This is a genomic window from Dongia sp. (assembly GCF_041906375.1).
Taxonomy (GTDB): domain Bacteria; phylum Pseudomonadota; class Alphaproteobacteria; order Dongiales; family Dongiaceae; genus Dongia.
On the sequence record NZ_JAYRJJ010000005.1, the window covers coordinates 111,242 to 138,171 of the forward strand.

Sequence of the window (26,930 nt, forward strand, 5' to 3'; positions counted from 1 at the left end):
CAAAAGCCGCGACCCGCATCGGGAGCTAACTATATGAAAACAACACAAAAAGTCCGCAAGATCCTGTCCCATTACGAATCGGACAATCCGGGCACCAAGGGGAATTTGGCCCGCATCCTCATGAACGGCCGCTTGGGGGGCTCGGGCCGCCTGGTGATCCTGCCGGTCGATCAGGGCTTCGAACACGGTCCGGCGCGCAGCTTTGCCGCCAACCCGGCCGCCTACGACCCGCACTATCATTTCGACCTCGCCATCGAAGCCGGCCTCTCGGCCTACGCCGCTCCGCTCGGCATGATCGAGGCGGGTGCCGACACTTTTGCCGGCCAGATCCCGACTATCCTCAAGGTTAACAGTTCCAACAGCCTTGCCACACTCAAGGATCAGGCCGTCACCGGCACGGTCAACGACGCGCTGCGCCTCGGCTGCTCCGCGATCGGCTTCACCATCTATCCGGGCTCCGACTATGCCTTCGAGATGATGGAAGAAATCCGCGAAATGTCGGAAGAAGCCAAGGCCGCCGGCCTCGCGGTCGTGGTCTGGTCCTATCCACGCGGCGATGGCATCAGCAAGGACGGCGAGACGGCGATGGATATCTGCGCCTATGCCGCCCATATGGCCGCCCTCCTCGGCGCCCATATCATCAAGGTGAAGCCGCCCACCGCCTTCCTCGAGCAAGGCGAGGCCAAGAAGGTCTACGAGAAAGAAAAGGTCGATATCGCGACAATGGCGGCCCGCATCCGCCATGTGACGGAAGCCTGCTTCAACGGCAAGCGCATCGTCGTCTTCTCGGGCGGCGCATCGAAGAGCCTCGACGGCCTGTTCGATGAAATCCGTGGCATCCGTGACGGTGGCGGCAACGGTTCGATCATCGGCCGCAACACCTTCCAGCGTCCGCGCGAGGAAGCGCTGAAGATGCTCGACACCATCATCAAGATCTATCAGGGCAAGGAATAAGGCGATCTCTGCCGAAACCCCTAGCTGCAGGCTGACACTGACGACGCCGCCCGAGCTTATCTCGGGCGGCGTTGCCGTGACCGGCTTTGCCGATCTGCTGTTGTCGACGATCGCAGCGACCGATGTCGCCTGCCTGCGTATCGCCGGTGACGATACCGCGCGGGTGACAACAATCGCAAAGACGCTGTTACCGCTGGCGCAGGAACGCGATATCGCAGTCTTGCTCGATGATACCGATCTAACCGTAAAACTGCAGGCCGATGGCGTGCATCTCAGCGATCCAACGCTCTATGCCAAAGCGCGACGCAGCGTCGGCGCCGAGGGAATCGTCGGCGTTGCCTGCCCGCTGGAGCGGCACACCGCCATGGAAGTGAGCGAGGCCGGCGCCGATTACGTTCAGTTCTCCGTGACGACGGAAACCGAGGCCGAGGCTCTCGACCTCATCGCTTGGTGGACTGAGATGATGACGGTGCCTAGTGTCGTCGCCGCTGTGTTCACACCTGAGACGGCCAAGGCCTTCGTCGCGGCCGGCGTCGACTTCCTGGCGCCCAGCCCCACTATCTGGTCAGCGCCCGATCCGGTGAAGGCGATTGCCGCCCTGCTCTCTTAGTGGTGCAGGATCTGGCTGAGGAACAACTTGGTGCGTTCCGACTTCGGGTGATGGAAGAATTCTTCCGGCTCGTTCTGCTCGATGATCTCGCCTTTGTCCATGAAGATGACGCGGTTGGCCACGGTGCGGGCGAAGCCCATTTCATGGGTGACGCAGATCATGGTCATGCCTGATCGGGCAAGCTCGATCATCACGTCGAGCACTTCCTTGATCATTTCCGGGTCGAGTGCCGATGTGGGCTCATCGAACAGCATGACCTTAGGGCTCATGCAGAGCGAGCGGGCGATGGCCACGCGCTGCTGCTGTCCGCCCGAAAGCTGGCCCGGGAACTTTCCCGCCTGCTCGGGAATCTTGACGCGCTTAAGGTAGTGCATGGCTACCTCCTCGGCCTCCTTCTTCGGCACCTTTTTTACCCAGATCGGCGCCAGGGTGAGATTTTCCAGCACGGTCAGGTGCGGAAACAGATTGAAGTGCTGGAAAACCATGCCGACTTCACGTCGCACTTTTTCAATGTTCTTGAGGTCATGCGTGAGTTCGATGCCGTCGACGACGATCTTGCCGCGCTGATGCTCTTCCAGGCGATTGATGCAGCGGATGAGTGTTGATTTGCCGGAACCGGAAGGTCCGCAGATGACGATGCGCTCACCTTTCAGCACAGTGAGGTCGATGTCCTTCAAGACATGGAACTGGCCATACCATTTATTCACGCCGGAGAGGCCGATCATGACCTCGTCGCTGATCGCCATTTCGCTCGCGGCCGGATTGACTTGTGCTTGTGTGCTCATGATGAACCCCTCTTAGCGCTTATGGCCGGTGTGAAGTTTGCGCTCGATCCGCATGCTGTAGCGCGACATGGAGAAGCAGAAGACCCAGTAGACCGCCGCACAGAAAACGTAGCCTTCGATCTCCGTGCCGATCCAATTTGAATCGCGTGAGCCTGCCCGGACGATACCGAGGAAATCATAGAGGCCGACGATGGCTACCAGCGTCGTATCCTGGGTGAGGCTGATGAAATTATTGACGATACCCGGAATGGCAATGCGCAGGGCCTGCGGCATGATGATGAGACGCATCATGGACCAGTAGCCGAGGCCCATGGCCATGGCACCTTCATACTGCCCCTTGGGCAGGGCCTGCAGCCCGCCGCGGATCACTTCGGCCATATAGGCCGAGGCAAAGAGCGTCACACCTACCAGGATACGCAGCAGGATATCCGGCTCGAAGGTCGGGGGCAGAAACAGCGGCAGCATGATGTTCGACATGAAGAGGATCGTGACCAGCGGCACACCGCGCGCGAATTCGATGAAAATCACACTGAGCATATGCACGACCGGCAGCTGGGAGCGGCGGCCGAGTGCCAGCAGGATGCCGATAGGCAGCGAGAACAGAATGCCGATGCCGGCGATGATCAGGGTCAGCATCAAGCCGCCCCATTTCGACGTCGGCACCGTCTCGAGGCCAAAGCCGCCATGCAGCAGGAAGAAAGCGAGGAAAGGAAAAATCGCGAAGAAGAACCAGGCGAAGAGTTTCTTGTGCTGCACCCTCTCGGCGAGCAGTCCATAGACAGAAACGACCAGCATGACGAAGGTCAGGTCAACGCGCCAGCGATTGCTGAGCGGCAACCAGTCGGCGATCGGCGTGTCGGGATAGAAGCCATAGACGAATTGGCCGAACCGGGCCTTGACGAAGATCCAGCAAGCGCCGCCCGCAGTGCAATCGGCAAACTGAGGCGCCTTCTCGCCCGCGATCACGGAGGGCAGATAATTCCAATCGGCGTCGATGAAAACCCACCGCAGAATGGGCGGGACAAGGATGTAAAGCAGCACCACTGCCGCAAGCGTGAGCAGCGTATCCCACCAGCTGGCAAACAGATTATGCCGCAGCCAGCCAATAACACCGGCTTCGGTGACGGGCGGCGGCAGGCTCGGGCGGTTGCCGGGAACGATCGGAGTATCGGTCATGTCCGTCATTGCGCCCTCACCTTTCAACCAGCGCGGCGCGCTTGTTATAGACGTTCATGATCGACGATATGATCAGGCTGACGGCGAGGTAGAAGCCCATCAGGATGATGATGCATTCGATGGCCCGACCGGTCTGGTTCTGTGACGTGCCGATGACGGCAAACAAGTCGGCGTATCCGATGAAACCCGCGAGCGTCGAATTCTTGACCACGTTGAGATATTGGCTGATCAGCGGCGGAATGATGACACGAAGCGCCTGCGGCAGAATGACGAGCCGCAGAGTCCAACTGGATTTGAGGCCGAGCGCCAATGAGGCTTCGGTCTGACCGTGGCTGACTGAGATAATACCGGCGCGGACGATCTCAGCGATATAGGCCGAAGTACTGATCGAAAGGCCGATGATGAGCGCCGTCATTTCCGGCTGGACGGTGAGACCGCCCTTGAAATTGAAGCCACCCTGTTGCGGAACTTCCCAGATGATCGGGTCGACCGCGATGTAGGTGATGAGCGGCAGCAGGATGACCAGCGCCGTGTTGACGATAATCACTGGGAATTGCTGGCCGGTATCAAGCTGTCGCTTCGTCGCCCACCGGGCAATGCCCAACGCCAGGCCGATCGCAAACAGAACCGCCAGGATGAAGACGATGATGCTGCCCTCGAACATCGGCTTGGGCAGAAACAGTCCCTTCTTATTGAGGAAGATCACGTCTGCGATGCTGAAGCTCTCCTTCACCAGGGGAAGCATCGCGATCATGGCGCTGAACCAGAAGACAAGCTGCAACAGAAGTGGAATGTTGCGAATGATCTCGATATAGGTCGCGGCGATCCGCGAAACGAGCCAGTTCTTGGACAACCGCGCTATGCCGACCAGAAGGCCCAGGATGGTGGCGAAAAAGCCGGCAATCGCAGCCGCCAACAAGGTATTTATCATGCCGGCCAGGATCATGTGGCCGATCTGGGAATCCAGCGTCACATCGATGATCGAGAAGCTGAGCTGGAAGCCGGCGATATTGGTGAGGAAGTCAAAGCTGATGGCGGGGCCAGCGGCCTTCGACTGCTTCTCAAGAAAGTTGTAGATCAGAAACGCAAAGGCGGCGACCAGGAGGAGGAGGACGGCGATTTGCGCGATAATCCCGCGCACGCGCTCGTCGCGCCAGAATGCCGGTTTGCTTTGCGAAATAGTGTTCGCAGCGGCACCCGCAGCTGCCGCCGTTTTTGCTGACGCCATGTCAACGCCTCCCCAACGGGTTGCGTGCAGATAAGACATCTACGCCCGGCTTGTTAAGAGCCGGGCGTAGAATATCAGCGATTTACTGGTTTAGCGAACCGGCGGCGAGTATTGCAGGCCGCCCTTGTTCCACAGCGCGTTCAAGCCGCGCTCCAGGCCGATCGGCGTCTTCGGGCCGATGTTGCGGTCGAAGATCTCGCCGTAATTGCCGACAGCCTTGATGATGTTGTAGGCCCAGTCATTCCCGAGACCGAGACCTTCGCCCATCTTGTCGGTAACGCCGAGGAGACGCTGCACTTCGGCATCGGCCGAGGCGTTGTCTGCAGCATTCGCCGCCTTCACTTCGTCGACATTCGCCTGGGTGATGCCCTTTTCTTCGGCCACCAGGGTCGCGTTATGCGTCCAACGAACGATGTCACCCCACTGGTTGTCGCCATGGCGAACGACCGGGCCCAGCGGTTCCTTGGAGATGATTTCCGGCAGGATGATATTGTTTGCCGGATCCTTCAGGGCCGTGCGCTCGCCGGCAAGGCCGGATGCATCGGTCGTGTAGGCATCGCAGCGGCCTTCGTCATAGGCCGCACGGGCCTGATCGTTTTCCTTGAACTTCACGGGCTGGAAACCAAGGCCATTGGCCTTGTCGAAGTCGCCCATGTTCTTTTCGGTCGTGGTGCCTTCCTGCACACAAACGGTGGCGCCCTTCAGCTCGAGCGCGCTTTTCACGCCGAGATCCTTGTGCACCATGAAGCCCTGGCCGTCATAATAGTTAACCTGCACGAAATCGAGCGCCAGCTGGCTGTCGCGCGACAGGGTCCAGGTCGAGTTGCGCGCCAGAACATCCACTTCGCCGGATTGCAGGGCGGTGAAGCGCTGCTCAGCGGAAAGCGGCTTGTATTCAACCTTGCTCGCATCGCCGAAAACGGCGGCGGCAATGCCCTTGCAGAGATCGATATCGAGGCCGGCCCATTCGCCCTTGTCGTTCGGCGCGCCGAAACCGGCGAGGCCCGTGGTGACGCCGCACAGCAGCTTGCCGCGCGCTTTGACGTCATCGAGCGTCCCGGCTTGCGCGGCCGTGGCCATGCCAGCCAGCAAAGCGACACTTGCAACGGCGTATTTCAAATGCTTCATTTTTGCAGTCCTTCCCTGGAGTTTTTATTCCCTTTCACCCGTTCCACCATTGCCCCGATTTCGGGTGCAGTTCCCAGAGGCGAAACAAGCTTGAATTTTCTGTAACACATGCACTTTTCCCTCACAAGCCTTCTGGCCCGGGCGCTAAAGCCCACCGCAGTGCAGCTAGGAACCCGTGCCGGGCGGTGATAAAGATCAATGAACTAAACAAATTGGAACCGGTTATGAAACGGCGCGACCGCACCCTTATTACACATGCAGGCAACAACCCGCGGGCCAACAAGGGCATCGTTAACCCTCCCGTCTATCACGCATCCACCGTGCTCTTTGACAATGTCGCCGATATGCGCGCGCGCGGCCGGGACAAGTTCAACAATGTCTATTACGGCCGCTACGGCACCCCGACGACCTTCGCTTTGGAAGAGACTGTGGCGTGCCTCGAAGAGGCCGACAAGGCGGTCGCCGTCCCCTCCGGCATGGGTGCTATCGCCGGTGCTTTAATGAGCTTCGTTGGAGCCGGCGATCATGTGCTGATGGTCGATACCGTGTACGAACCGACGCGCTTCTTCTGCGACACGCAGTTGAAGAAATTCGGCGTCGAGACCACGTATTACGATCCGTTGATCGGCGCCGGGATCACTGATCTCATCCGACCCAACACCAAGGTCGTCTATCTCGAGAGTCCGGGCTCTCACACTTTCGAGATTCAGGATGTGCCGGCGATCGCGGCTGCGGCGCATGCCAAGAACTGTATCGTCGTCATGGACAATACCTGGGCGAGCCCGCTCTATTTCAAACCCTATCGCCACGGTGTCGATCTGGTCGTGCATGCCGCGACCAAATATCTGGTCGGCCATTCGGACGTGATGATGGGCATCATCACCATGCGCGGGGAATTCTACAATCAAGTGAAGACCCAGGTGCACGGCATGGGCTTCGCCGTCGGCGGTGACGATTGCTACCTGGCGCTGCGCGGCATCCGGACCTTGTCAGCACGGCTGGCACAGCACCAGGAAACGGCGGTTGCCCTGGCGAAGTGGCTCAAGGGTCGTCCGGAGGTCGAGCGCGTGCTGCACCCCGCCCTTCCCGACCATCCGGGTCACCCGTTGTGGAAACGTGATTTCCTGGGCTCCAGCGGGCTCTTTGGCGTGGTGCTGAAGCCGGCGGCAGAAGAACGCGTCAATGCCATGATCGATGGCATGGAACTGTTCGGTCTCGGATTCTCCTGGGGCGGCTATGAAAGCCTGATGGTGCCGTCTTCCCTCGGCACGGCGCGCACCGCGACCAAGTGGAATGCCGCCGGACCGACGGTGCGCATCCACGCAGGTCTCGAGGATCCACAGGATCTCATTGAGGATCTCGCGCGCGGCCTGGACCGCTTGCGGGGCAACTGACGACAACGTCGACGCAACGGAAAAGGGCCGGTCCAATGGACCGGCCCTTTCGCATTCTGGCGAATGATCTCGCGTCGATTAGCGCGAGTAGTATTCGACCACGAGGTGCGGTTCCATGCTGACCGGATACGGCACATCGCCGAGGGCCGGGACGCGCACGAACTTCGCGGTCATCTTCTTATGGTCGACTTCCAGATAATCCGGCGTGTCGCGCTCCTGCGACTGCGCGGCGCCGACGACGAGGGTCATCTGCTTGGCGCGCTCACGCACCTCGACGACATCGCCATCGGAAAGCTTGTAGGAACCGATGTTCACGCGCTTGCCGTTCACCAGGACATGGCCATGGTTGACGAACTGGCGGGCGGCGAAAACGGTCGGGACGAACTTGGCGCGGTAAACCACCGTCTCCAGACGGCGCTCCAGGAGGCCGATCAAGTTCTCGGAAGTGTCGCCACGACGGCGCACGGCTTCCTGGTAGAGCTTGCGGAACTGGCGCTCGCCGATCGAGCCGTAATAGCCCTTCAGGCGCTGCTTCGCCATCAACTGGATGCCGTAATCGGTCGGCTTCTTGCGGCGCTGACCGTGCTGGCCCGGACCATATTCGCGGTCATTGATCGGGCTCTTGGGGCGGCCCCAGAGGTTGACACCCAAACGGCGGTCGATTTTGTGCTTGGCTTCAATACGCTTAGACATGGTTACCTTCTCGTTTTTTCACGACGTTGTTCATGTCCCGGCTGTCCGACCCGGTGAAAAACCGGCGGCTGGGCATGCCTTTAGGCAGTCCGGCGCGGGAGCGGGCGGAATATAGCGGCTAAATCCTGACAGTCAAGCAACGATAAGGCGCTAATTTTACAATTTAACACATTGATATGATTATCATTTATTCAAGCATCCGCACGCAGTAGATCGGCGGCAGATGGCTGGAGAGCAAATGCCAGCCCTCGCCACCGTCGGAACTTATCCACAGATTGCCGGTGGTGGAGCCGAAAGCGAGGCGGTTGCCGCTGCGGTCGACGTCGAGGGCGTGCCGCAGCACCAGATCGAAAGCCGGCTTGGCCGGCAGGCCGCGGGTGATATGGCGGAAGCTCTTGCCCCCATCCTCGGTCTTGGCGACGCAGAAGGTCTCGTCCTTGGGCAGACGGTATTCGTCCTTTTCGGCCGGGACAAACCAGGCCGTGAGCGGATTCTTGGGGTGCACGGCAACGGCAAAGCCGAAAGCCTTGGAAATCTCCTGCCAGTTCTTGCCGCCATCGGCAGAGGTGAAGACCGCATTGTGATGCTGAACATAGAGGCGATCAGGCTCCGAGGGCGCGCGCCGCATCTGATGCACGTCCTGAATATTAGGGTTCTCGGCCTGGTCCGGCGGCATGTAGGCAGCCCAAAGCCCTTTCGAGGTGTTGGCCCAGGATTTTCCACCATCAGCCGTCTGCCACACCCCGCCTGCCGAAATCGCCACCGCCATGACCCGGCCATCATCGGGATGGATCGAGATTGAATTGAGTGCCGGCGTGTCATTGCCGGCGCCGCCCCATTGCCCGCGCTCCGCCAGCGCCATGAACGGCTCATTCATCGTCCAGGTAACGCCCTTGTCATCCGAACGGAAAATGCCGGCCGGCACGGTGCCGGCCCAGATCGTTCCGGGCATGTCCTTGCCGGCTGGTTCCAGCGCCCAGATGTTGAGCACCGCCGGAGCGTCCGCCGCGTCCGATTTGGGGAAAGCCGGCGGAGTCACTTCCTGCCAGTGGTTCCCGCCATCGTCAGAGCGCTGCAGCTTCGGGCCGAAATGACCGTAGTCGAGCGCCGCATACAAGGTACCGTCGCGCGGGTCCTGCATGACCATGCTGATCGGCGTGCCGCGAAACCGCACCCCGTCATAGCGCCACCCCTCGCCATCGGCGACATAGAGAATCAGGCCCTTGCGCGAGCCAATCGCCAATTTGCGCGCCATCGCCGCCTCCTCTTTAACCGCCCAATAGCGTTAACCGCCTGAAAGTGCCTGCATCACATAGACATCATCATCCGCGCCGAGGCGTTGCGCCGACCAGTTCTCGGGAGGCAACTTGATGCCGTTGATGAAAATCACCACGTGGCAGCGTAGCCGGTTCTGCTCATCGACCACATAGCTACGCAACCGCGGTGCCCGTGCAAAAACCTGGTCGAGCGCATCGCCCAGCGACGCCGCCGCAACCTCTGTCGCGCCGGCAGGTGCCACCTTGCGCAGATGCGCCGTGAAAGAGATTTTCGCCAAATGACCTCGCTTGGCAATGCGCCGAAATCGAGGAGCTATCGGACGCTATTTTCGGGGAACACGCAACGTTGTCAATTCCTTGACGACGCCATGCAATGTCCGCACCTCCTGCTCAGTCAGATGCGCGCGCGACCACATGTTTCGGAGATTACGCACCATGTTGGGGCGTGCAGCCTCGTTGCGCAGAAAGCCGCAAGCATCAAGCTCACGCTCGAAATGAGCAAAGAAGGCATAAACCTGTTCCTTGGTCGCAAGTTCCGTGCCGTTCATGTCGACCTGGGCCGGCGGCGTGCTGTCACCCGCCTGGAACCATTCATAGCCGACCAGCAACACCGCCTGAGCGAGGTTGAGACTGGTGAACTCCGGATTGAGCGGCACGGTGAGGAGTGCGTCGGCCAATGCGACATCGTCGTTGAGAAGGCCCATCCGCTCGGCGCCGAACATGAAACCGATCTTGCCACCCGCGGCGATCTTCTCACGCGCCTCGCCGGCGGCATAGCGCGCGGTTACGACCGGCTTCACCATCTTCCGGTCCCGCGCCGACGTGGCGTAGACATAGGTGAGGTCCTCCAGCGCATCTTCAGTTCGTTCGAAGAGCTTGACCGGCTCCATCATCTCGAAAGCGCCGACGGCAGCGCGCTCGGCCTTCACATTCGGCCAGCCGTCGCGGGGACCGACCAGGCGCAGATCGGTGAGGCCGCAATTCAGCATGGCGCGGGCGGCCGTGCCGATATTCTCGCCCATCTGCGGGGTGATCAGGATGATGGCCGGTTTGTGCGTCGTCATTGGCTTTGGCGAGCGCACGATTTCAGCAGCTTCCAGGTGATGGCGTCGTTGAGTGCCTCAAAAGAGGCATCGATGATGTTCGGGGACACGCCGACCGTCGTCCAACGCTCGCCCGCATCGTCGGCACTTTCGATCATCACACGCGTGATCGCCTCGGTACCCGCCTGAGGGGTGAGGATGCGAACCTTGAAATCCACCAGGCGCATATCGGCAAGCGCCGGATAGGCCGGCAGCAAAGCCTTGCGCAAGGCGCTATCGAGCGCATTCACCGGGCCGTTGCCGCTGGCCACCGTCATCAATTGCTCGCCTTCGATATCGAGCGTCACGGTAGCTTCGGATTCCGTCACCAGATCGCCGCGCACGTTCCAGCGCCGTTCGTCCATGACCCGGAAGCGCGCAAGGCGGAAGAAGGTCGGCACCGATCCCAACGCACGACGCGCCAGCAATTCAAAGGAAGCCTCGGCCCCGTCATAGGCATAGCCTTCGTATTCACGAAGCTTCACCGTTTCAACCAGCGCACCCACTTTGCCATCATCGGCGTCGACATCGAGGCCGATCTCACGGAAACGCGCCAGGATATTGGCACGACCGGATTGATCGGAAACCACGATGTGGCGGCGATTGCCGACCAGAGAGGGCTCGATATGCTCGTATGTGCGCGGGTCCTTTTCGACGGCCGAAACGTGCAGGCCGCCTTTATGCGCGAAGGCACTATCACCGACATAGGCGGCGCTTCTTGTCGGCGCCCGGTTGAGCCGTTCGTCGAGCAAACGTGAAAGATGGGTAAGCTGCGTCAGCTCCTGAGAGCTCAAACCCACCGTGAAATCGGTCTTCAGCATCAGCGACGGGATTAGCGAGACAAGATTGGCATTGCCACAGCGCTCGCCGAGGCCGTTCAGGGTCCCCTGCACCTGGCGCACGCCGGCACGGATTGCCGCCAGCGAGTTGGCGACGGCATTCTCGGTGTCATTGTGGCAGTGGATGCCGAGATTGCTGCCGGGGATCCTGGCGCTCACTTCGCCCACAATACGTTCGACCTCGTGCGGCAGGGTGCCGCCGTTGGTGTCACACAGCACCACCCAGCGGGCGCCAGCCTTGTAGGCCGCGAGCGCACAATCGAGCGCATATTGCGGATTAGCCTTGTATCCGTCGAAGAAATGCTCGGCATCGAACATAACCTCGCTGCAGCGTTGTTTCGCGTGCTCAACACTCTCGGCAATCATATCGACATTCTCGCTACGACTGATGCCCAGCGCTACATCGACATGAAAATCCCAGCTCTTGCCTACCATGCACACGGCAGCTGTCTTAGCGTTCAGGAGGGCGTTGAGGCCGGGGTCGTTGGCCGCGGAACGGCCTGGGCGGCGCGTCATGCCGAAAGCCACGAACTTCGCGCGCTTGAAACTCGGCGGGGCGCCGAAAAATGCGTCATCCGTTGGGTTGGCACCTGGCCAGCCGCCTTCGACATAGTCCACGCCAATGCGGTCCAGCGCATGGGCGATCGCCAGCTTGTCATTGACGCTGAAATCGACCCCTTGCGTCTGCGCTCCATCGCGTAGCGTGCTGTCGAAAAGATATACGCGCTTATCGTCGGTCATGGTTCTGCGGCCGTGATTTTGCTGGCTTTTCCAGGCGTTTGCCTGATTGACGGGGTATTCAGCACATGGGACTCTGCCCGTCAAGCAGACCGGGCGACACAATATTACCAACCCCTTGAAATGAGGCCAAAATGCCTGATCTCGCCACTCTTTGGCCCTTCCTTGTGGCGGCGCTCGCACTCAATCTGACGCCAGGCGCCGACATGACCTATGTCATCGCCCGCACGGCGACCCAGGGTCGGGCAGCCGGGGTTGCGGCGAGTTTCGGCATTGCCGGCGGCAGCTTCGTGCATACCGCACTGGCCGCGTTTGGCGTTTCGGCCATCCTCGCCCATTCGGAGGCAGCCTTCATCACGGTGAAAGCTGTGGGCGCTGCCTATCTGCTCTATCTTGCGTGGAAGGCGCTGGTGAATGGCGCCGCACGCAGCGCCGCCCCGCGGATTCTGCCGCCGGTATCGCTGTGGCGCCTCTTTGCTGAGGGCATGCTCACCAACATTCTAAACCCGAAAGTGGCCCTGTTCATCCTCGCCTTCCTGCCGCAATTCGTTGATCCGACGGCGGGACCGGTCTGGCTGCAGATATTGTTCCTGGGCATGTTGTTCAATATCAGCGGCACGACGGTGAATTGCATCGTGACCTTCTCGACCGCGGCGGCGGCTGGCCTGCTGCGCGGGTCGGCCGGCATCGGACGCTGGCTCAACCGGCTATCGGCGCTCGTTTTCGTGGGCCTTGCCATTCGCCTAGCCCTGGCAGAACGGCATTGAGTTCAGCTGCCAGGATCGGCTCGATATCCTGGTAAATGAGGATTTTGTCGACCCTCTTCCCGTCGCCAGACAACGGCAGGAAGAGAGTTCCAATTTCCCGCGCGCAGCCGGAACGCGAGGGCGTCGGATCGTAGTCAAAGACGATCGACCTCTCCTCAATGGCGATACGGTAGTTCTCCAGCACTTCGTCACGCACCTTGCCATAGAGCCCTTCCTGCACCGGACGCCCGGTTGGATCGAAGCCGCGATGCATGCAGACGGCGGTACCGACCACCCGGTAAGTGATACGGCGTTCGGACGATAGTTCCGACACGTCCACAAGGACGAGCCCAGGCAGCCAGGGCTTCATTTCGGCAGGATCGATGTCGGCTCGGCTCGGCAAATTGCTGCCGCGCTTCCTGGCTTCCCAATAGCGGTAGAGAGCCGCTGTGCGAATGGAGCAGACTTTGAGAAAATCTGACGACACCAGGCGCTGATAAGTCATACCAGCCTCCTGCATAGCCGCGTTTACGCCCGGCAAGACGTCGTCCCCGGGAACATCATCGGTCAAGCGGCGGTCTTCCGCAAGACGGTCAATAATTTAGCGGCGTATCTTAACCAGTAGGATCCGCCGCCCTACCAGAAGTGTTAGCTGCGCTTCCAGCTGGTACCGGTGGGGCTGTCCTCGAGGAGGATACCCTCTGACGCCAGCATATCGCGGATGCGGTCGGCTTCAGCAAAATCCTTGCCTTTCCGGGCTGCAATGCGGGCGGCGATCAGCTCCTCAATCTCAGCGGCGCTGCGCCCCTCGCCCCGGTCATCCTGCTGCAGCCAGGCAACCGGATCCTGCCAAAGGATGCCGAGGAGCTGGGCGGCCCCCAGGACAGCCGCCTTCGCGGCGGCCTTCTTGGCCGGTGTCGTCGCCTTGTTGAGCTCAGTCACCAATTCATGAACCTCGCTCACCGCCAGAGGTGTATTGAGGTCGTCAGCAAGTGCCGCAAGGATGGCATCGGTGGCTTTCGGTTCGACCTCAATGTCGCTCACCTTGGCGAGCGCGCTGTAGAAGCGATCGAGCTGGGTCTTCGCCTCAAGGATGCCGTCGCGCGTGATGTCGATCGGTTGACGGTAATGCGCCGACAGCAGCGCCAAGCGGATCGCCTCGCCCCGATAGCCTTCGTCGAGAAGCTGATGGACGGTAAAGAAATTGCCGAGCGACTTCGACATTTTCTGGCCGTTTACCTGCACAAAGCCATTGTGCAGCCAGAACTTCGCCATGACCTCGGTGCCATGGGCGCAGCGGCTTTGCGCGATTTCGTTCTCATGATGCGGGAAAATAAGATCGATGCCGCCGGCATGGATATCAAAGACCTCGCCCAGCAACTCGCCCGACATGGCGGAGCATTCGATATGCCAGCCTGGACGACCACGACCCCAGGGGCTCGGCCAGCCCGGCTGATTGGCTTCGGACGGCTTCCAAAGCACGAAATCAGCCGGGTGCTTCTTGTAAGGCGCCACTTCGACGCGGGCACCGGCAATCATATCCTCGAGACTGCGCCCCGATAGTCCGCCGTAATCCGGCATCGACGGCACATTGAACAGCACATGGCCTTCGGCCGCGTAGGCGTGACCCCTGGCGACCAGCTGCTCTATCAGTGTCACCATCTGCGGCACGAATTCGGTCGCCCGCGGCTCGCGGCTGGGCGGCAAGGCACCTACCGCCGCCATGTCCTGGTGATACCAACCGGTCGTGCGCGTTGTAACGCTTTCGATGCTTTCGCCGTTCTTCTCGGCAGCCGCCATGATCTTGTCGTCGATATCGGTGATATTCCGGACATAGGTCACATGGTCGGCACCATAGACATGGCGCAACAGGCGGTAGAGTACGTCGAAGCACACCACGGGGCGGGCGTTGCCGATATGGGCATAGTCCGACACGGTCGGGCCGCAGACATACATGCGCACGTTGCCGGCGTCGATCGGCTCGAAGATCTGCTTCTCGCGGCGGAGCGTATTGTAGAGATGGATCGTCATTTCATTTGTTCCCATTTGGCGCGCAGGGGCTGACCGCTCAGGCGGTCTCGCCTCGCAAGCGGCGCAATGTCTTGTCGCGACCGATCAACGGCAGCAGCAGACGCATTTCCGGGCCGTGCTCCAGCCCGGTCAGCGCCAGGCGCAGAGGCATGAAAAGATCTTTGCCCTTGCGGCCCGTGGCCGACTTCACTGCTTCGGTCCATATCTTCCAACTGCCCTCATCCCAGGGCGCAGGCGGCAGAACATCGGCCGCTTGCCCAGCAAAAGCCAGATCGACGATTTTCGGCGCAATACTGCCGCGGCAGATACGTTGCCATTCCCCAATCTCCTCGATCTTTTCAACATTGGCGCGCGCGACATCCCAAAGAGCCGCGTCAACTTCGCCGAGGCCCACGCCGGCCAGATGCGTCTTGGCTTCCTCAAAGGGCAGCAGATGCAGCAGGCGCGCATTCAGATGCAGCAACTCTGCCGGATCGAAACGCGGGCTCGATTTGCCGAACTTGCTCAGGTCATGCGATTTGACCAGATCGCCCAAATGCGGCACCACGACCAGCGGCACGCCAGTGCCGATATAGGCAAGGTAGGTGTTGAGCGCCATCGGCTCCAGGCCCTGCCCTCGCAGGTCGGAAATGGAAAGGGAGCCAAGTCGTTTCGACAGCCCCTCGCCCGCCGCATCCACCAGCAGCGGCAGATGTGCAAAGTCGGGCGCGCTCGCGCCAAGGGCCTCGAAGATCTGGATCTGCGTCCCCGTGTTGGTGACGTGATCGGCGCCGCGGATGATATGCGTCATGGCGAGATCGATATCATCCACGACTGACGTGAATGTATAGAGATAGCTGCCATCAGCACGTATCAGGACCGGGTCCGACTGGCTCGAAGTGTCGATATGTTCCGGCCCGCGCACGAGGTCGGTCCAGCCCACTTGGCGATGTTCCAACTTGAAGCGCCAATAGGGGCGCTTCCCTTCAGCCTCCAGCCTGGCGCGATCCTCGGGGGTGAGTTTCAGCGCTGAGCGGTCATAGACCCGATGGATCTTGCGCTTCAGCGCCAGTTCTTCGGCACTTTCATAGCAGGGGTAAAGTCGCCCGCTGGCCTTCAGCCTGGCAGCCGCCGCGTCATAGGTGGGAATCCGCTCGACCTGGCGGGTAAAGCTGTCCCAGGTGAGGCCCAGCCAGGTGAGATCGGCCTCGATCCCGGCAGCGAACTCGGGCGTGGAGCGTTCGATATCGGTGTCGTCGAGGCGCAGCAGAAAGCTGCCATTGCGCTGACGCGCAAACAGCCAGTTATTCAGGGCAATATAGATATTGCCGACATGCAGCCGGCCCGTGGGGCTGGGTGCGAAGCGAACGCGAACCGACATCACAACACTCGATTTCCATCAAACTGACCTATCCGCGGAGCCACGACCTATTGGGGCCGGAAGCCGTTGGTGATCGGATAACGCCGGTCCTTGCCGAAGGCGCGCCGCGAGATTTTGACCCCCGGAGGGGCTTGGCGGCGCTTGTATTCAGCCAGATCCAGCATGCGCCAGACCCGGAGAACCGTGGCCCTGTCATAACCTTTGGCGACGATCTGGTCCACGGCCATCTCCTCCTCCACCAGACAGGAGAGAATGCCGTCCAGCACGTCATAGGGCGGCAAAGTGTCCTGGTCGGTCTGGTCAGGCTTCAATTCGGCCGAGGGCGGCTTGGTGATGACCCGCTCCGGCATGACGGCGCCTTTGGGCCCGGCAAGTCCGGCCGGGAAATGGGCGTTGCGCCACCGGCAGAGGGCGAAAACGGTCATCTTGTAGATGTCCTTCAGGACCGAATAACCACCGCACATGTCGCCGTAAAGGGTCGCGTAGCCGACCGACATTTCCGATTTGTTGCCGGTCGTGAGCAGCATGTGGCCGAGCTTGTTGGACATGGCCATCAACGTGACGCCACGGGCGCGGCTCTGAATATTCTCTTCGGTCGTGTCCCTGCCCTTGCCGGCGAAAACGCCTTCGAGCATCCCCTCGAACGCCTTCATGGCCGGCTCGATCGAGACCAAATCGTAGCGAATACCGAGCAGCTTGGCACAGGCTGCTGCATCTTCCAGGCTTTCGCGGCTGGTATAGGGCGACGGCATCATGACGGCACGGACTTTGTCTGGCCCTAGAGCATCGACCGCAACCGCTGCCGACAAAGCGGAATCGATACCACCCGAAAGCCCTAACAGCACGCCGGGAAAACCATTCTTCTGGACGTAATCCCTGAGGCCAAGAACCATCGCCCGGTAGATCGATTCCTTCGATGTAAGAACGGGTGCGACATCGCCCGGCAGGCATAACCAGCCGTCATTGCCGCGCTGCCATTCGGTGATGGCGATCTTTTCCACGAAGGCCGGCAAGCGCGCCTTGATCGCCTTGCCGCGATCCAGCACGAAGGAATCGCCATCGAAGACCAGTTCATCCTGCCCGCCCACCTGGTTCACGTAGACGATGGGCAAACCTGTTTCGTCCTGGCGCGCGCCGGCAATCTCGATACGCTGGTTGGGCTTGTCGTGATCATAGGGGCTGCCATTGGGGACGAGCAGTATTTCAGCCCCCTTCCCCTTCAGGTATGCGCTGGTCGACGCGAACCACAGATCCTCACAGATCGGCAGGCCAAGCTTAAGACCGTTGAACTCGACCGGTTCAGGCAGAGGCCCGGGCACGAAGACGCGTTTTTCGTCGAATACGCCATAGTTCGGCAGTTCGTACTTAAAACGCTTGGCGAGGATCTTGCCCTCGCCCAACAGAAAGGTGCCGTTATGCAGCTTGCCGTTCTCGACCCAAGGCGACCCAACGATGAGAGCGGGGCCGCCATCCGCCGTTTCCTTGGCCAGGCGCTCGACACCCTGACGGCAGGCATCCTGGAAAGCCGGCTTCAGCACAAGGTCCTCGGGCGGATAACCGGAAACGACCAGTTCCGGCGCCAAGATGAGATCGGCACCGCCGGCAGCAGCCTCGTCCCTCGCGGCAAGGACCCGCGCCACATTGCCGGCAACGTCACCGAGCTTGGGGTTGATCTGGGCCAGGGCAATTTTGATTTTGTCAGTCATGAAGGGAACTTAACCGCCGTCCGGGTGATGTCAATTGCGCAGCGCACAAGCCCGGCATGCGGGCATTTTGGGCCCGCTTTTTGCTTGTGATAGGCTCTGGGGCAGCGGCGATTGAAAGGATTCCGATAATGCGCAGATCTCTGATGACACTGGGGCTGTTGGCCCTCTCGGCCTTTGCAAGCCCCGCCCTGGCGCAGAATGCCGAAATCCTGACGCCGACCCCGGTCATCGAACCGGCCGGCAACCGCTACATCCTGATGGTGCTCGACCAGCCGGACCGCGACCTCACCAAGGGCCGCAGCAAGGTCAACATGCTGCTAGACACCAAGACGGGCAAGACCTGGATCCTGGAATTCGGCGTCAAGAACCACAGCAACGAGAACGGCTATGTCTGGTCCGAGGTGCCGTTCAATCCGGCACCGAAGTGACTATTTCCGGAACAGGAACTCGCGGCCGACCTTCACGCGCTTGACGCCGTTATACTCGATAATATCCGCAGTGGCGTAGGTCTCGGTCCAGCGCTGCGGCAGGAACGAGCCGGTGCCGACCACGTCGATCGGCGCCTGGGCTTCCGCCATCACCTTGCACTTGGCCGGATCGAAGCCGGATGAGGCGACGATCCTGACCTTGTGGAAGCCTTCGCGATTTAGCGCGTCGCGCAAATGCCAGATGGCGGCCGCCGAAACGCCCGCGCCGACCAAATGCCGCAGTTCGCTTTCGGATCGATAGCCGCGAATGACCTTCGGCACATGCCGGTCCAGCACGGCATAAGAAGCCGGCGGGTCGAGCCCTTCGATGAAGCGGCTGCCCGGCGTGTCGATGCGGACCGACAACTGCCCCGACGACGCCATGGCGGCAAAGCGCCTCGCCACAGTGAGTGCGTCGGTCACTTCCCGGCCAAAATAGTCGACCAGGACCGTCATCGGCTCGTCCGGTAATGTCTCGTGGAACATTTCGGCGGCACGCAGCGTCGAGCCGGCATAACCGATCAGCGCATGCGGCATCGTGCCGAGTGCTTTCTCGCGGCCAAAATAATGGGCCGTCGCCTGGGTCGCGTTCCCGATGAAGCCCGTCGCCTTCACCTTACGGTGTGCGCGGGCGGAACCGACGGAAGCGGCATAGGCCATCATCTCGGCCATTTCGAGGCCGGCGCAATGGCGTGCATCCATGGCGAGAAAGGCGACATTGGGGAGATCGGCGCACATGGTGAAGGCATTGAAGGCGGCGACACAAGCCGGCCCCAGCTTCATCAACAGCAAGGTCTCGAGATCCGCCAGATGCTCGAAGGAACCAGTCACATACATGATCGGCTCGCCGGCACCGACCCACCTGCCCTCGTCATACTGGAGGTCGATCTGGAACTCGGTGTCGCGTTCGGCGGCTATGCGCCGCAGCCAATCGAGCGCCAGACGCGGCGCAGAGATGACCGGCCGGCGCATGAAGATCGCATAGGTGACCGTGACGTCACCGAACTGGGCGACGGTCGCCTTCGTCTTCAGGAAATACTGGTCGGACCAATCGGCAACCTGGGCGGAATCCGGCCCGCTGACCGGCCCGGATTCCTTCCCCGGCTTGTCGTTACGAGGCTTCGGCGATGCGTTGTCCACCGGCGCGCTCCGCTTTCAATTGCTCGGCAATGAGGAAGGCAAGTTCCAACGCCTGCGTGGCGTTGAGACGCGGATCGCAATGGGTATGGTAGCGGTCGGCCAATGCTTCTTCGGTGACGGCCTTGGCGCCGCCGATGCATTCGGTGACATCCTGGCCCGTCATCTCGAAATGAACGCCGCCGGCATGGGTGCCTTCGGCGCGATGCACGTCGAAGAAGCCGCGCACCTCGCCCAGAATGCGATCGAAGGGGCGCGTCTTGTAGCCGTTCGACGATTTGATCGTGTTGCCATGCATCGGGTCGCAGGACCAGACCGCCTTGGCGCCGTGGCGCTTCACCGCGCGGACCAGTGGTGGCAGCTTGGCTTCGACCTTGTCATGCGCCATGCGGGCGATAAGCGTGAGGCGACCTGGAATGTTCTGCGGGTTGAGAATGTCGATCAGACGCAACAGCTCATCCGGATCCATGGTCGGGCCGCATTTGAGGCCGATCGGGTTCTGGATGCCGCGCATGAACTCGACATGGGCGCCGTCCGGCTGGCGGGTGCGGTCGCCGATCCAGAGCATATGCGCGGAGCAGGCATACCATTTGCCGGTGAGGCTGTCGGTACGGGTCAGCGTCTGCTCGAAATTGAGCAGCAGGGCCTCATGGCTGGTGAAGAACTCTGTCTCGCGGATCTGCGGCACCGTTTCGGAAGTGAGGCCGCAGGCTGCCATGAATTCGAGCGTTTCCGAGAGGCGATCGGCCAGTTCCTTGTAACGATGGCCCAAGGGACTGTCGGCCACGAAATCAAGGTTCCAGCGATGGACCTTGTGAAGGTCGGCAAAACCACCCTGGGCGAAGGCGCGCAGCAGATTGAGCGTCGCAGCCGACTGGTTATAGGCCTGCAGCAGGCGCTCCGGATCCGGCACGCGGGCGGCCGGCGTGAAGTCGATGCCGTTGATATTGTCACCGCGATAGCTCGGCAGTTCAACGCCGTCGATCACCTCAGTCGGCGCCGACCGGGGCTTGGCAAACTGGCCGGCCATGCGGCCGATCTTCACGATCGGCATGGCAGCGCCATAGGTCAACACGACCGCCATCTGCAGCAGCACACGGAACGTGTCACGGATGTTGTTGGCCGAAAATTCGGCAAAGCTCTCGGCGCAATCGCCACCCTGCAGCAGGAAGGCCTTGCCTTCCGCCACCTGGCCCAGCGCCTCGGTCAGGCGGCGCGCTTCACCGGCAAAAACGAGCGGCGGATAGGTCCGAAGGCGATCCTCGACCGCGGCCAATTTGGCGGCATCGGGATATTGCGGAACCTGGGAGATCGGCTTCTCGCGCCAGCTCTCCGGCGACCATTTCGTGCTCATCTTCTGCCTCTACGCTACGCGCCCGCGGGACTGTCCCACTGTGGATAACAGCGGAACTGTATATATGATTTATGAAGGCCGCATGCAAATTATGGCGGAAAGAACAATAAGCTATTGTACCAGCTTGGAAATACTGGATTGACCGGACATCGGCATGATGCTGGGAAGATTAGAGTTCCCTGCCGTATGAACGCCGGTATCGGGGTTGCCGATCCTTAGCCTTAGATCACCCCAATAGTCGATCCTCAACGGCACATACCGCCAGTTCCCATCCTGCTGCCGATCATAGGCGTGTCGCTGCGCCAGCGGAATGCGCACCGTTGTCCCCTCCAGAGCGCTACCGGTCAACTTTTTGACCAGCCTGCCACCCAGGCTTTCGCTATCGATTTCGACGCCAGCGGCAGGGTCCAGCTCTTCCAGTTCGCTAGTAGAGCTTTGTGCTCCCATTTGACCGCCGAAATAGGAGGATCGATGGATCGTCAGTTGCCAAGCGTGGCTGATGCTCGGCAGAAGCGAAAAGGTGACTGTGAAGCCGTTCGTCTCCATGCCCAGCACCTGCCCTTTCAGCAGACAAACGGCGCCCGTCTTTGTCAATTCACCAGTCATTAGAGGGAATTCAGTGGGGCCGCTTGGATTTGTGTAGAGCGAATAGACAATTGCGACAGCGCGCGCCGAGTCACACGTCACCGTTCCTACCTCACCCCAGGCCGGCGCGGCTAAAAGGCTCAGAACCGACGCACCCAGAAACATCCTCATCGCTTCGCCTCCTGACGATGGGGCCAAGCTAGTGCACCTGCTGCGGCAACACCATTAAAGCGTGTACCTTCACGCCTCACGAATTCGTGAAGCCGTCACGGAGACACTTTCACCACACTGCCCTTCAAAGCGACGCCTGCCACGATAGCGCCAGCGTGGCATTCGTAGAGCGTGTCACTCGAGAACGGTTTCTTTTTGTAGTAGCTGACGATATTGATGACCGCATTGCCACCTTCTGCGATAGCCCGCTCGCCCAGTTCCTTCATGGCCGAGATCATCGCCCAGGTGCAGGCTTCCTCGTCCTGCTTCCCGAAGGAGTTGGTTTTGCGATTGGTGACGAACTCGCCCAGATTCTGGCCGGCGGGTGCCGTCTGATTGGCAAAATAGAATTTCACGCCCGCCGGCACGTTCTGTGCGTAACGCGGATCGGCCTGCACATCGGCGATCTTCAGTTCATAGCGCGTGTCGCGGGCAGCAGCGGGTGCCGCCGTCACGGCAAGCGCTGCCAGGGACATTGTGATCATTTTCATCTTGCGCAACACGTCATGCTCCATCGCAGTTCAGAAGTCATCGCGATTTATTCCCGCCATTCTGCCTGGTCACCAACCCATTGCATAGAAATAGACGGCATAGAAGCCCAGCCACCAGATCAGCCAGCATGGCCGGATCCAGCCGGCGCGCGCCCATCGCCGCAACCTGGCTGCCAAAAAATCAGCCGCCAGGGCCGTCAGCAAAAACCTGGGCAGCCGTGCCGCAAACGACGCGAACAAGAAGGCCGATGCCGTCAAGCCGGTCTCGGATGCCTGGACGGCAAAGAGCTTGTAGGGAACACCGGAGAAGGCTCCAACCACAAGAGCGCGGAACCAGCCTTGCGCCACATCACTGCGCACATTCGCAAGAAGATCATCATCTATGCCCGGCAGAGCCAGGACAGCACTGACGACGCCGGCGGCGTCATGACGCATCCACCAGAGCAGGATGGCAGCCCCCGCCACCGCCCCCAGAGCCGCAAACACAGAGGCGATCACGGCGGTTCGCCGCGCGACCCGCGCCGAAATCCAGGTGAGCAATACGTCGGGGACAATGAAGAAGAGTGTCGCTTCCGCAAGGCCCCAGACAAAGGCCAGCAGCCACCAGTGAACGACGGACTGCCGGCGTTCGGTCTTCCTTCCGTCTGCCGCCGCCATTATCCGGCCACGGGCGTCCGCATCGTGACAAATTCTTCCGCTGCGGTCGGATGCACGGCAATTGCCGCATCGAACTGGGCCTTGGTGGCCCCCATCTTCACGGCGATGGCGAGCGCCTGGATGATCTCCGGCGCGTCCATCCCAACCATATGCGCCCCCAGCACCACCTGCGATTTTCGGTCGACGACCATTTTCATCAAGGTGCGCTCGTCACGGCCCGAAATGGTGTGCTTCAAGGGTTTGAAATCCGCCTTGTAGATATCGAGTTCATGTCCGCCCTTGCGTGCCTCGGCTTCGGAGAGGCCAACGACGCCGGCCGGCGGATGGCTGAAGACGGCGGAGGCAATCGTGCGATGATCGACTTGCCAGGGCCTGTTGCCGAACACCGTATCAGCATAGGCGTGGCCCTCGCGGATGGCGACCGGGGTTAAATTGACCCGATTGGTGCAATCGCCGATGGCGTGGATGTTTGCGACATTCGTCCGCGAATCCGCGTCGACGATGATGGCGCCATCCGGCTTCACGGCAACACCCAGTTCAACAAGGCCCATGCCATCGGATTTCGGACGCCGACCGGTCGCATACATGACGGCATCACAGGTGAGTTGTGATCCGTCATTCAGATGCAGGGTAAGCCTGTTCCCGGCCTTTTCAATCCGACTGGCCTCTGTCTTGGTCCGAATGCCGATACCCTTCTTGCCCATCTCCGCCGCCAGGAAATGACGAACGTCGTCGTCGAAGCCGCGCAGGATCTGTTCGCCGCGATAGAGCTGCGTCACCTTGGCGCCAAGACCGTTGAAGATGCCGGCAAACTCAACCGCGATATAGCCACCGCCGACGATGACCACTTCCACGGGCAGCGTCGGCAGATGGAAGGCCTCGTTCGAGGTGATCGAATGCTCGATCCCCGGAATGCCGGGACGTTCCGGCCAACCACCCACCGCGACCAGGATCTGCTTGGCCGTGACGCGCTTACCACCGACCTCTACCGTATGCGGATCGGCCAACACCGCATGAGCTTCCAGGAGGTCGACCTTCGAGCCGATGAGCAGCTTCTTGTAGATGCCGTTGAGGCGGTCGATCTCCTTATCCTTGTTGGCGATCAAGGTCGGCCAGTCAAAGGATACCTCCCCCACGGTCCAGCCGTAGTTGCGCGCATCCTCGAAGTCTTCATGAAAGTGGGCAGCATAAGAGAGCAGCTTCTTCGGCACGCAGCCGCGAATGACGCAGGTGCCACCCAACCGGCTCTCTTCCGCAACTGCAACCTTGGCACCATGCCCAGCGGCGATCCGCGCCGCGCGCACCCCACCCGAACCGCCGCCGATAACAAAGAGATCGTAATCGTATCGAGACATTCGCATTTCTCCGCCACTTCACGTGGGGAGAATTGCACGCCAATCAAGGTCGAGGTCAACAGTTGTCAATCACCTGCCCCCGTCGCCGTGACATAGAAATGGATGCTGTTCTCCGGCCCCTCTTCAAGATTCCGCATAACCTTATTGAATGGAAGGGTGACCGACCTGTCCGCGACCAAGAACGCAGCAACGTGCAGTTCTTCCCCCGAAATTTCCAACGCTACCGCCAAATCGCCATGCTGCTGCAAGAAGTCGCTGAAATTCATCCATTCCCAAGGCTTGTCGCCATGACGCCGCAAAACCTCACCGATATAAGCGCCGGTGACGAGGACGGTGTTGGTATAAACCTGCCAATCAACCTGATCTTTTATGGGGCGAATAGCGTCCAGGTAGCGGTCGACCTCCATCAGGGAGTCGACGGAATAGTCATAGGCCGTATGATCGGTCTTACTCCATGCCATCATCCCACCCTCAACGCCCGCATTTACGCCTCTAAAAGCGTCGCAGAAGCTGGGAATAAGTGAAACAACATCATGCGCCACGAGCGTCACCACATTGGATATTCCTTATTAGTTGTAATTGTAGCCAACAATTCGCCCAAATGCAAACAAAATGGAAACGGGTCAGATTAAAGGATGCGGCAGTGTTCCGCGGCTATAGAAAGCGACACCGCTTCACCGACGCGTCTTGCGCCGTCGCGGATCGTCGCCAGGGCGGTCACCTTCTGGCCACCCGCCAGGATGACATCGTAGCGCGCGGTCGAGCCAAGGTAGTCAACCGCCGCAATGGTGCCAGCGAGGCCGCCGCCGCCAATGTCGATCTTTTCTGCCCGCACAATCACATTCACTGCCTCACCCAACTGCACGGCTCGTGCAGCGTCCGCGACGTCGATACGTGCGCCATCGGCCAGAGCAACACTGACCCTCTTACCGTCGACAGCCGCAACCGTTCCGGCGACAAAATTCGCATTGCCGAGGAAGTTGGCGACAAACGCCGATCTCGGATGCTCGTAGACTTCGGCAGGTGCTCCCCGCTGCTCGATCTTGCCCTTGTTCATCACCACGACCAAGTCGGACATGGCGAGCGCTTCGCCCTGGTCATGGGTCACAAAGATCGCCGTCACGCCAATACGTTGCTGAATGGCCTTGATCTCACCGCGCATTTCCTCGCGCAGATTAGCATCAAGTGCTGAGAGCGGCTCATCGAGGAGAAGAACGTCGGGTTCTATAACCAGGGCCCGCGCCAACGCGATACGTTGCTGCTGGCCACCCGAAAGCTGCTGGGGAAAGCGCTGCTCGACGCCCGGCAGGCGCACGATGTCGAGCGCCCGGCGCACGCGGGTCTCGATATCTGCCTTGACCACACCGCGATATTTGAGACCGAAGGCGACATTGTCGAAAATCGATTTGTGCGGAAACAGCGCATAGTTCTGAAACACCATGCCGAGATTGCGCTGATGGATCGGCGTCTCGTTGACGCGCTTGCCCTTGATGCGGATCTCGCCGCCGGTCGGGTGCTCAAGCCCCGCGACCATGCGCAAGGTCGTCGTCTTGCCGCAGCCGGATGGGCCCAGCAAGGTGACGAAAGCACCGTCCGGTACATCGAGGTCGATTGCGTCGACGGCAATCACGCCGCCGGCAAAATGCTTCTCGATCGCTTTCAGTTCAACCGCGCTCATAGCTTGCCTTGTCCATCACCGTGAAATTTGGGCGCCCGGCTGCCGCCGTCCCAGGACAGCCGGGCGCCGCGTGGGTTACGCGCCTTTGGAGATGCGGTCCCACTCTTTCTTGTAAGCGTCCTGGTTGTCGAACCAATAGCCTGCCTTTTCCCAAATATAGTTGTCGAACTTGCCGGTCGGGTCGAAGCCGGGCAGCTTCTTCACCTTCTCGGTCAGTTCGACCTTGGTGGGATCGAGCGAAGGCGGATAGTTCTGCCCTTCGGCGATGGCGATAGCGACCGCCGGTTCGATGCAGAAATTGATCAACTGCTCGGCTGCTTCCATCGGGCTACCCTTCAACACCATCAGCCCCTCGATCCAGGCAAAACCCGCCTGGGCGGTGTCGATGAAGCCGATATCATGGCCGTTCTGCTGCAGGTAGGCGACGCGGCCCGACCAGCCGTCGGAGAGGATGATTTCCTCCTTCGACATGAGATCGATGAACTCCTGGCCCGAACCCCAGTATTTCAGCACCAAGTCACGCTGCTTGCGGGTGGCATCCCACATCGCCGCTGTGTCGGTGGCTCCCTGCGGATCCTGTCCGGTGTACAGGCTCGACATCCAGGCGCGAGTCTGGAAGCCGTCATAAAGGCCAATCTTGCCCTTATACTTCTCGTCCCAAAGAAGCTTGGCACCGGCCTGGGCCTCCTCGTCCGAGATATACTTGCGGTTATAGGCGATGCCCGTCGTGCCGTAGTCGAAAGGTACGGCAGCCAGCTTACCTTCGCTTTCGTTGCGGAAAGCAGCCAGCGTCGCCGGCAGCAGCTTTTCAAGGTTGGGAATGTTCTTCTCGTTGACGAAGTCCGCCAGCCCCATCTTGACGAAGCGGTAGTAATCGTAGACGCCGCTCACCAGGAACACATTGTATTCTCCGGGCTGAGCGGCCTTGACCAGCGAGATGAACTCGTCCGTATCGCCGAATTCACCCTCGACCACCTTGATACCGGTCTTCTCGGTGTATTGCGGGAAGGCGTTGTTATGAAAAGCTTCGGAGACAATGCCACCCCAACCGTCAAAGCGGATGGACTCGACTCCTTCGGCAAAGGCCTGGCGTCGCAGCAGGCCCAATGGGCCGCCGGTAACGCCCACTGCCGCAGCGGTCACGCCGATGATGCGCAGAAGCGAGCGACGGTCGATATCGCCGCTCTGAACCGCAGCGAGCAGACGCTCGTAGCGCTTTTGATCCGTCAATTTCTTCATGCCTTCCTCC

General features: G+C 60.4%; 27 protein-coding genes. 5 read left to right on the forward strand and 22 right to left on the reverse strand.

Features of this window, described 5'->3' with window-relative positions; genetic code table 11:
* Window positions 1–33 precede the first annotated feature (33 nt).
* Together ACE3OA_RS16155 and ACE3OA_RS16160 are read left to right on the forward strand one after the other, a co-directional pair.
* Entirely contained in the window at window positions 34–954 is a 921-nt protein-coding gene (locus tag ACE3OA_RS16155; RefSeq protein ID WP_374312544.1) for a class I fructose-bisphosphate aldolase, read from the forward strand.
* Between the two features lie 76 nt (window positions 955–1,030).
* On the forward strand, window positions 1,031–1,564 hold the full coding sequence (locus ACE3OA_RS16160) for a thiamine phosphate synthase (protein ID WP_374312546.1): 534 nt from the start codon (window positions 1,031–1,033) through the stop codon (window positions 1,562–1,564).
* Here ACE3OA_RS16160 and ACE3OA_RS16165 read toward each other — a convergent pair.
* The 4 genes from ACE3OA_RS16165 to ACE3OA_RS16180 all read right to left on the reverse strand — a co-directional run bounded on the left by ACE3OA_RS16165 (window position 1,561) and on the right by ACE3OA_RS16180 (window position 5,881).
* The gene (locus tag ACE3OA_RS16165) at window positions 1,561–2,289 is read right to left on the reverse strand and encodes an amino acid ABC transporter ATP-binding protein (protein ID WP_374313040.1); all 729 of its coding nucleotides are present in this window, start codon (window positions 2,287–2,289) and stop codon (window positions 1,561–1,563) included. The two genes, ACE3OA_RS16160 and ACE3OA_RS16165, sit on opposite strands and share 4 nt — an antisense overlap.
* Before the next feature lie 72 nt (window positions 2,290–2,361).
* Window positions 2,362–3,525: an amino acid ABC transporter permease gene (locus tag ACE3OA_RS16170; protein ID WP_374312548.1), complete on the reverse strand. Its 1,164-nt coding sequence runs from the start codon at window positions 3,523–3,525 to the stop codon at window positions 2,362–2,364.
* Between the two features lie 16 nt (window positions 3,526–3,541).
* Window positions 3,542–4,753 carry an amino acid ABC transporter permease gene (locus ACE3OA_RS16175; protein WP_374312550.1) on the reverse strand — a complete coding sequence of 404 codons (1,212 nt, stop codon included), beginning with the start codon at window positions 4,751–4,753 and terminating at the stop codon, window positions 3,542–3,544.
* 90 nt (window positions 4,754–4,843) lie between these two features.
* The gene (locus ACE3OA_RS16180; protein WP_374312552.1) at window positions 4,844–5,881 is read right to left on the reverse strand and encodes an amino acid ABC transporter substrate-binding protein; all 1,038 of its coding nucleotides are present in this window, start codon (window positions 5,879–5,881) and stop codon (window positions 4,844–4,846) included.
* Window positions 5,882–6,105: 224 nt separating this feature from the next.
* On the opposite strand from ACE3OA_RS16180, the gene metC reads away from it, so the two are divergent.
* A complete protein-coding gene (gene metC / locus ACE3OA_RS16185; protein WP_374312554.1) occupies window positions 6,106–7,275 on the forward strand; it encodes a cystathionine beta-lyase in 1,170 nt (389 codons plus the stop codon).
* 78 nt (window positions 7,276–7,353) lie between these two features.
* Here the strand turns inward: metC and rpsD are convergent, their stop codons facing one another.
* The 5 genes from rpsD to cimA form a co-directional block, all read right to left on the reverse strand.
* Window positions 7,354–7,968: a 30S ribosomal protein S4 gene (gene rpsD, locus ACE3OA_RS16190; protein ID WP_374312556.1), complete on the reverse strand. Its 615-nt coding sequence runs from the start codon at window positions 7,966–7,968 to the stop codon at window positions 7,354–7,356.
* A gap of 187 nt (window positions 7,969–8,155) precedes the next feature.
* Complete coding sequence (locus ACE3OA_RS16195; protein ID WP_374312559.1) at window positions 8,156–9,223, reverse strand: WD40/YVTN/BNR-like repeat-containing protein; 1,068 nt, start codon at window positions 9,221–9,223, stop codon at window positions 8,156–8,158.
* 30 nt (window positions 9,224–9,253) lie between these two features.
* A complete protein-coding gene (locus ACE3OA_RS16200) occupies window positions 9,254–9,523 on the reverse strand; it encodes a MoaD/ThiS family protein (RefSeq protein WP_374312561.1) in 270 nt (89 codons plus the stop codon).
* A gap of 45 nt (window positions 9,524–9,568) precedes the next feature.
* On the reverse strand, window positions 9,569–10,309 hold the full coding sequence (locus tag ACE3OA_RS16205; protein ID WP_374312564.1) for an RNA methyltransferase: 741 nt from the start codon (window positions 10,307–10,309) through the stop codon (window positions 9,569–9,571).
* A complete protein-coding gene (gene cimA, locus ACE3OA_RS16210; protein WP_374312566.1) occupies window positions 10,306–11,907 on the reverse strand; it encodes a citramalate synthase in 1,602 nt (533 codons plus the stop codon). Before cimA ends, ACE3OA_RS16205 begins: the two co-directional genes overlap by 4 nt.
* A gap of 131 nt (window positions 11,908–12,038) precedes the next feature.
* On the opposite strand from cimA, the gene ACE3OA_RS16215 reads away from it, so the two are divergent.
* Window positions 12,039–12,671 (forward strand): LysE family translocator, encoded by a 633-nt coding sequence (locus ACE3OA_RS16215; RefSeq protein WP_374312568.1) that lies wholly within the window; start codon window positions 12,039–12,041, stop codon window positions 12,669–12,671.
* On the opposite strand, the gene ACE3OA_RS16220 is transcribed toward ACE3OA_RS16215, so the two are convergent.
* From ACE3OA_RS16220 to ACE3OA_RS16235, 4 genes are all read right to left on the reverse strand, one after another.
* On the reverse strand, window positions 12,604–13,155 hold the full coding sequence (locus tag ACE3OA_RS16220) for a PAS domain-containing protein (RefSeq protein ID WP_374312570.1): 552 nt from the start codon (window positions 13,153–13,155) through the stop codon (window positions 12,604–12,606). The two genes, ACE3OA_RS16215 and ACE3OA_RS16220, sit on opposite strands and share 68 nt — an antisense overlap.
* A 143-nt stretch (window positions 13,156–13,298) precedes the next feature.
* The gene (gene cysS / locus ACE3OA_RS16225) at window positions 13,299–14,681 is read right to left on the reverse strand and encodes a cysteine--tRNA ligase (protein WP_374312572.1); all 1,383 of its coding nucleotides are present in this window, start codon (window positions 14,679–14,681) and stop codon (window positions 13,299–13,301) included.
* 37 nt (window positions 14,682–14,718) lie between these two features.
* Window positions 14,719–16,041 (reverse strand): glutamate--tRNA ligase, encoded by a 1,323-nt coding sequence (locus ACE3OA_RS16230; protein ID WP_374312574.1) that lies wholly within the window; start codon window positions 16,039–16,041, stop codon window positions 14,719–14,721.
* A 47-nt stretch (window positions 16,042–16,088) separates the two neighbouring features.
* Complete coding sequence (locus ACE3OA_RS16235) at window positions 16,089–17,747, reverse strand: NAD+ synthase (protein WP_374312576.1); 1,659 nt, start codon at window positions 17,745–17,747, stop codon at window positions 16,089–16,091.
* Window positions 17,748–17,875: 128 nt separating this feature from the next.
* Between ACE3OA_RS16235 and ACE3OA_RS16240 the strand changes: the two genes are divergently transcribed.
* Entirely contained in the window at window positions 17,876–18,175 is a 300-nt protein-coding gene (locus tag ACE3OA_RS16240; RefSeq protein ID WP_374312578.1) for a hypothetical protein, read from the forward strand.
* Here ACE3OA_RS16240 and ACE3OA_RS16245 read toward each other — a convergent pair whose 3' ends face one another.
* The 9 genes from ACE3OA_RS16245 to ACE3OA_RS16285 all read right to left on the reverse strand — a co-directional run bounded on the left by ACE3OA_RS16245 (window position 18,176) and on the right by ACE3OA_RS16285 (window position 26,920).
* Window positions 18,176–19,354 (reverse strand): nicotinate phosphoribosyltransferase, encoded by a 1,179-nt coding sequence (locus ACE3OA_RS16245; protein ID WP_374312580.1) that lies wholly within the window; start codon window positions 19,352–19,354, stop codon window positions 18,176–18,178.
* Window positions 19,326–20,705, reverse strand: a complete 1,380-nt coding sequence (locus ACE3OA_RS16250) for a class II 3-deoxy-7-phosphoheptulonate synthase (RefSeq protein WP_374312582.1) — start codon at window positions 20,703–20,705, stop codon at window positions 19,326–19,328. Before ACE3OA_RS16250 ends, ACE3OA_RS16245 begins: the two co-directional genes overlap by 29 nt.
* Before the next feature lie 111 nt (window positions 20,706–20,816).
* Complete coding sequence (locus ACE3OA_RS16255; RefSeq protein ID WP_374312585.1) at window positions 20,817–21,461, reverse strand: hypothetical protein; 645 nt, start codon at window positions 21,459–21,461, stop codon at window positions 20,817–20,819.
* A gap of 95 nt (window positions 21,462–21,556) precedes the next feature.
* Window positions 21,557–21,991 (reverse strand): excinuclease ABC subunit A, encoded by a 435-nt coding sequence (locus ACE3OA_RS16260; RefSeq protein WP_374312587.1) that lies wholly within the window; start codon window positions 21,989–21,991, stop codon window positions 21,557–21,559.
* 69 nt (window positions 21,992–22,060) lie between these two features.
* Window positions 22,061–22,648, reverse strand: coding sequence for a hypothetical protein (locus ACE3OA_RS16265; protein ID WP_374312589.1), 588 nt, complete (start codon window positions 22,646–22,648; stop codon window positions 22,061–22,063).
* Window positions 22,648–24,003, reverse strand: coding sequence for a glutathione-disulfide reductase (gene gor / locus ACE3OA_RS16270; protein ID WP_374312591.1), 1,356 nt, complete (start codon window positions 24,001–24,003; stop codon window positions 22,648–22,650). Before gor ends, ACE3OA_RS16265 begins: the two co-directional genes overlap by 1 nt.
* 65 nt (window positions 24,004–24,068) lie before the next feature.
* Window positions 24,069–24,557 carry a hypothetical protein gene (locus tag ACE3OA_RS16275; protein WP_374312593.1) on the reverse strand — a complete coding sequence of 163 codons (489 nt, stop codon included), beginning with the start codon at window positions 24,555–24,557 and terminating at the stop codon, window positions 24,069–24,071.
* 74 nt (window positions 24,558–24,631) lie between these two features.
* On the reverse strand, window positions 24,632–25,681 hold the full coding sequence (locus ACE3OA_RS16280; RefSeq protein ID WP_374312595.1) for an ABC transporter ATP-binding protein: 1,050 nt from the start codon (window positions 25,679–25,681) through the stop codon (window positions 24,632–24,634).
* Between the two features lie 75 nt (window positions 25,682–25,756).
* A complete protein-coding gene (locus ACE3OA_RS16285) occupies window positions 25,757–26,920 on the reverse strand; it encodes an extracellular solute-binding protein (RefSeq protein ID WP_374312597.1) in 1,164 nt (387 codons plus the stop codon).
* Window positions 26,921–26,930: the final 10 nt, after the last annotated feature.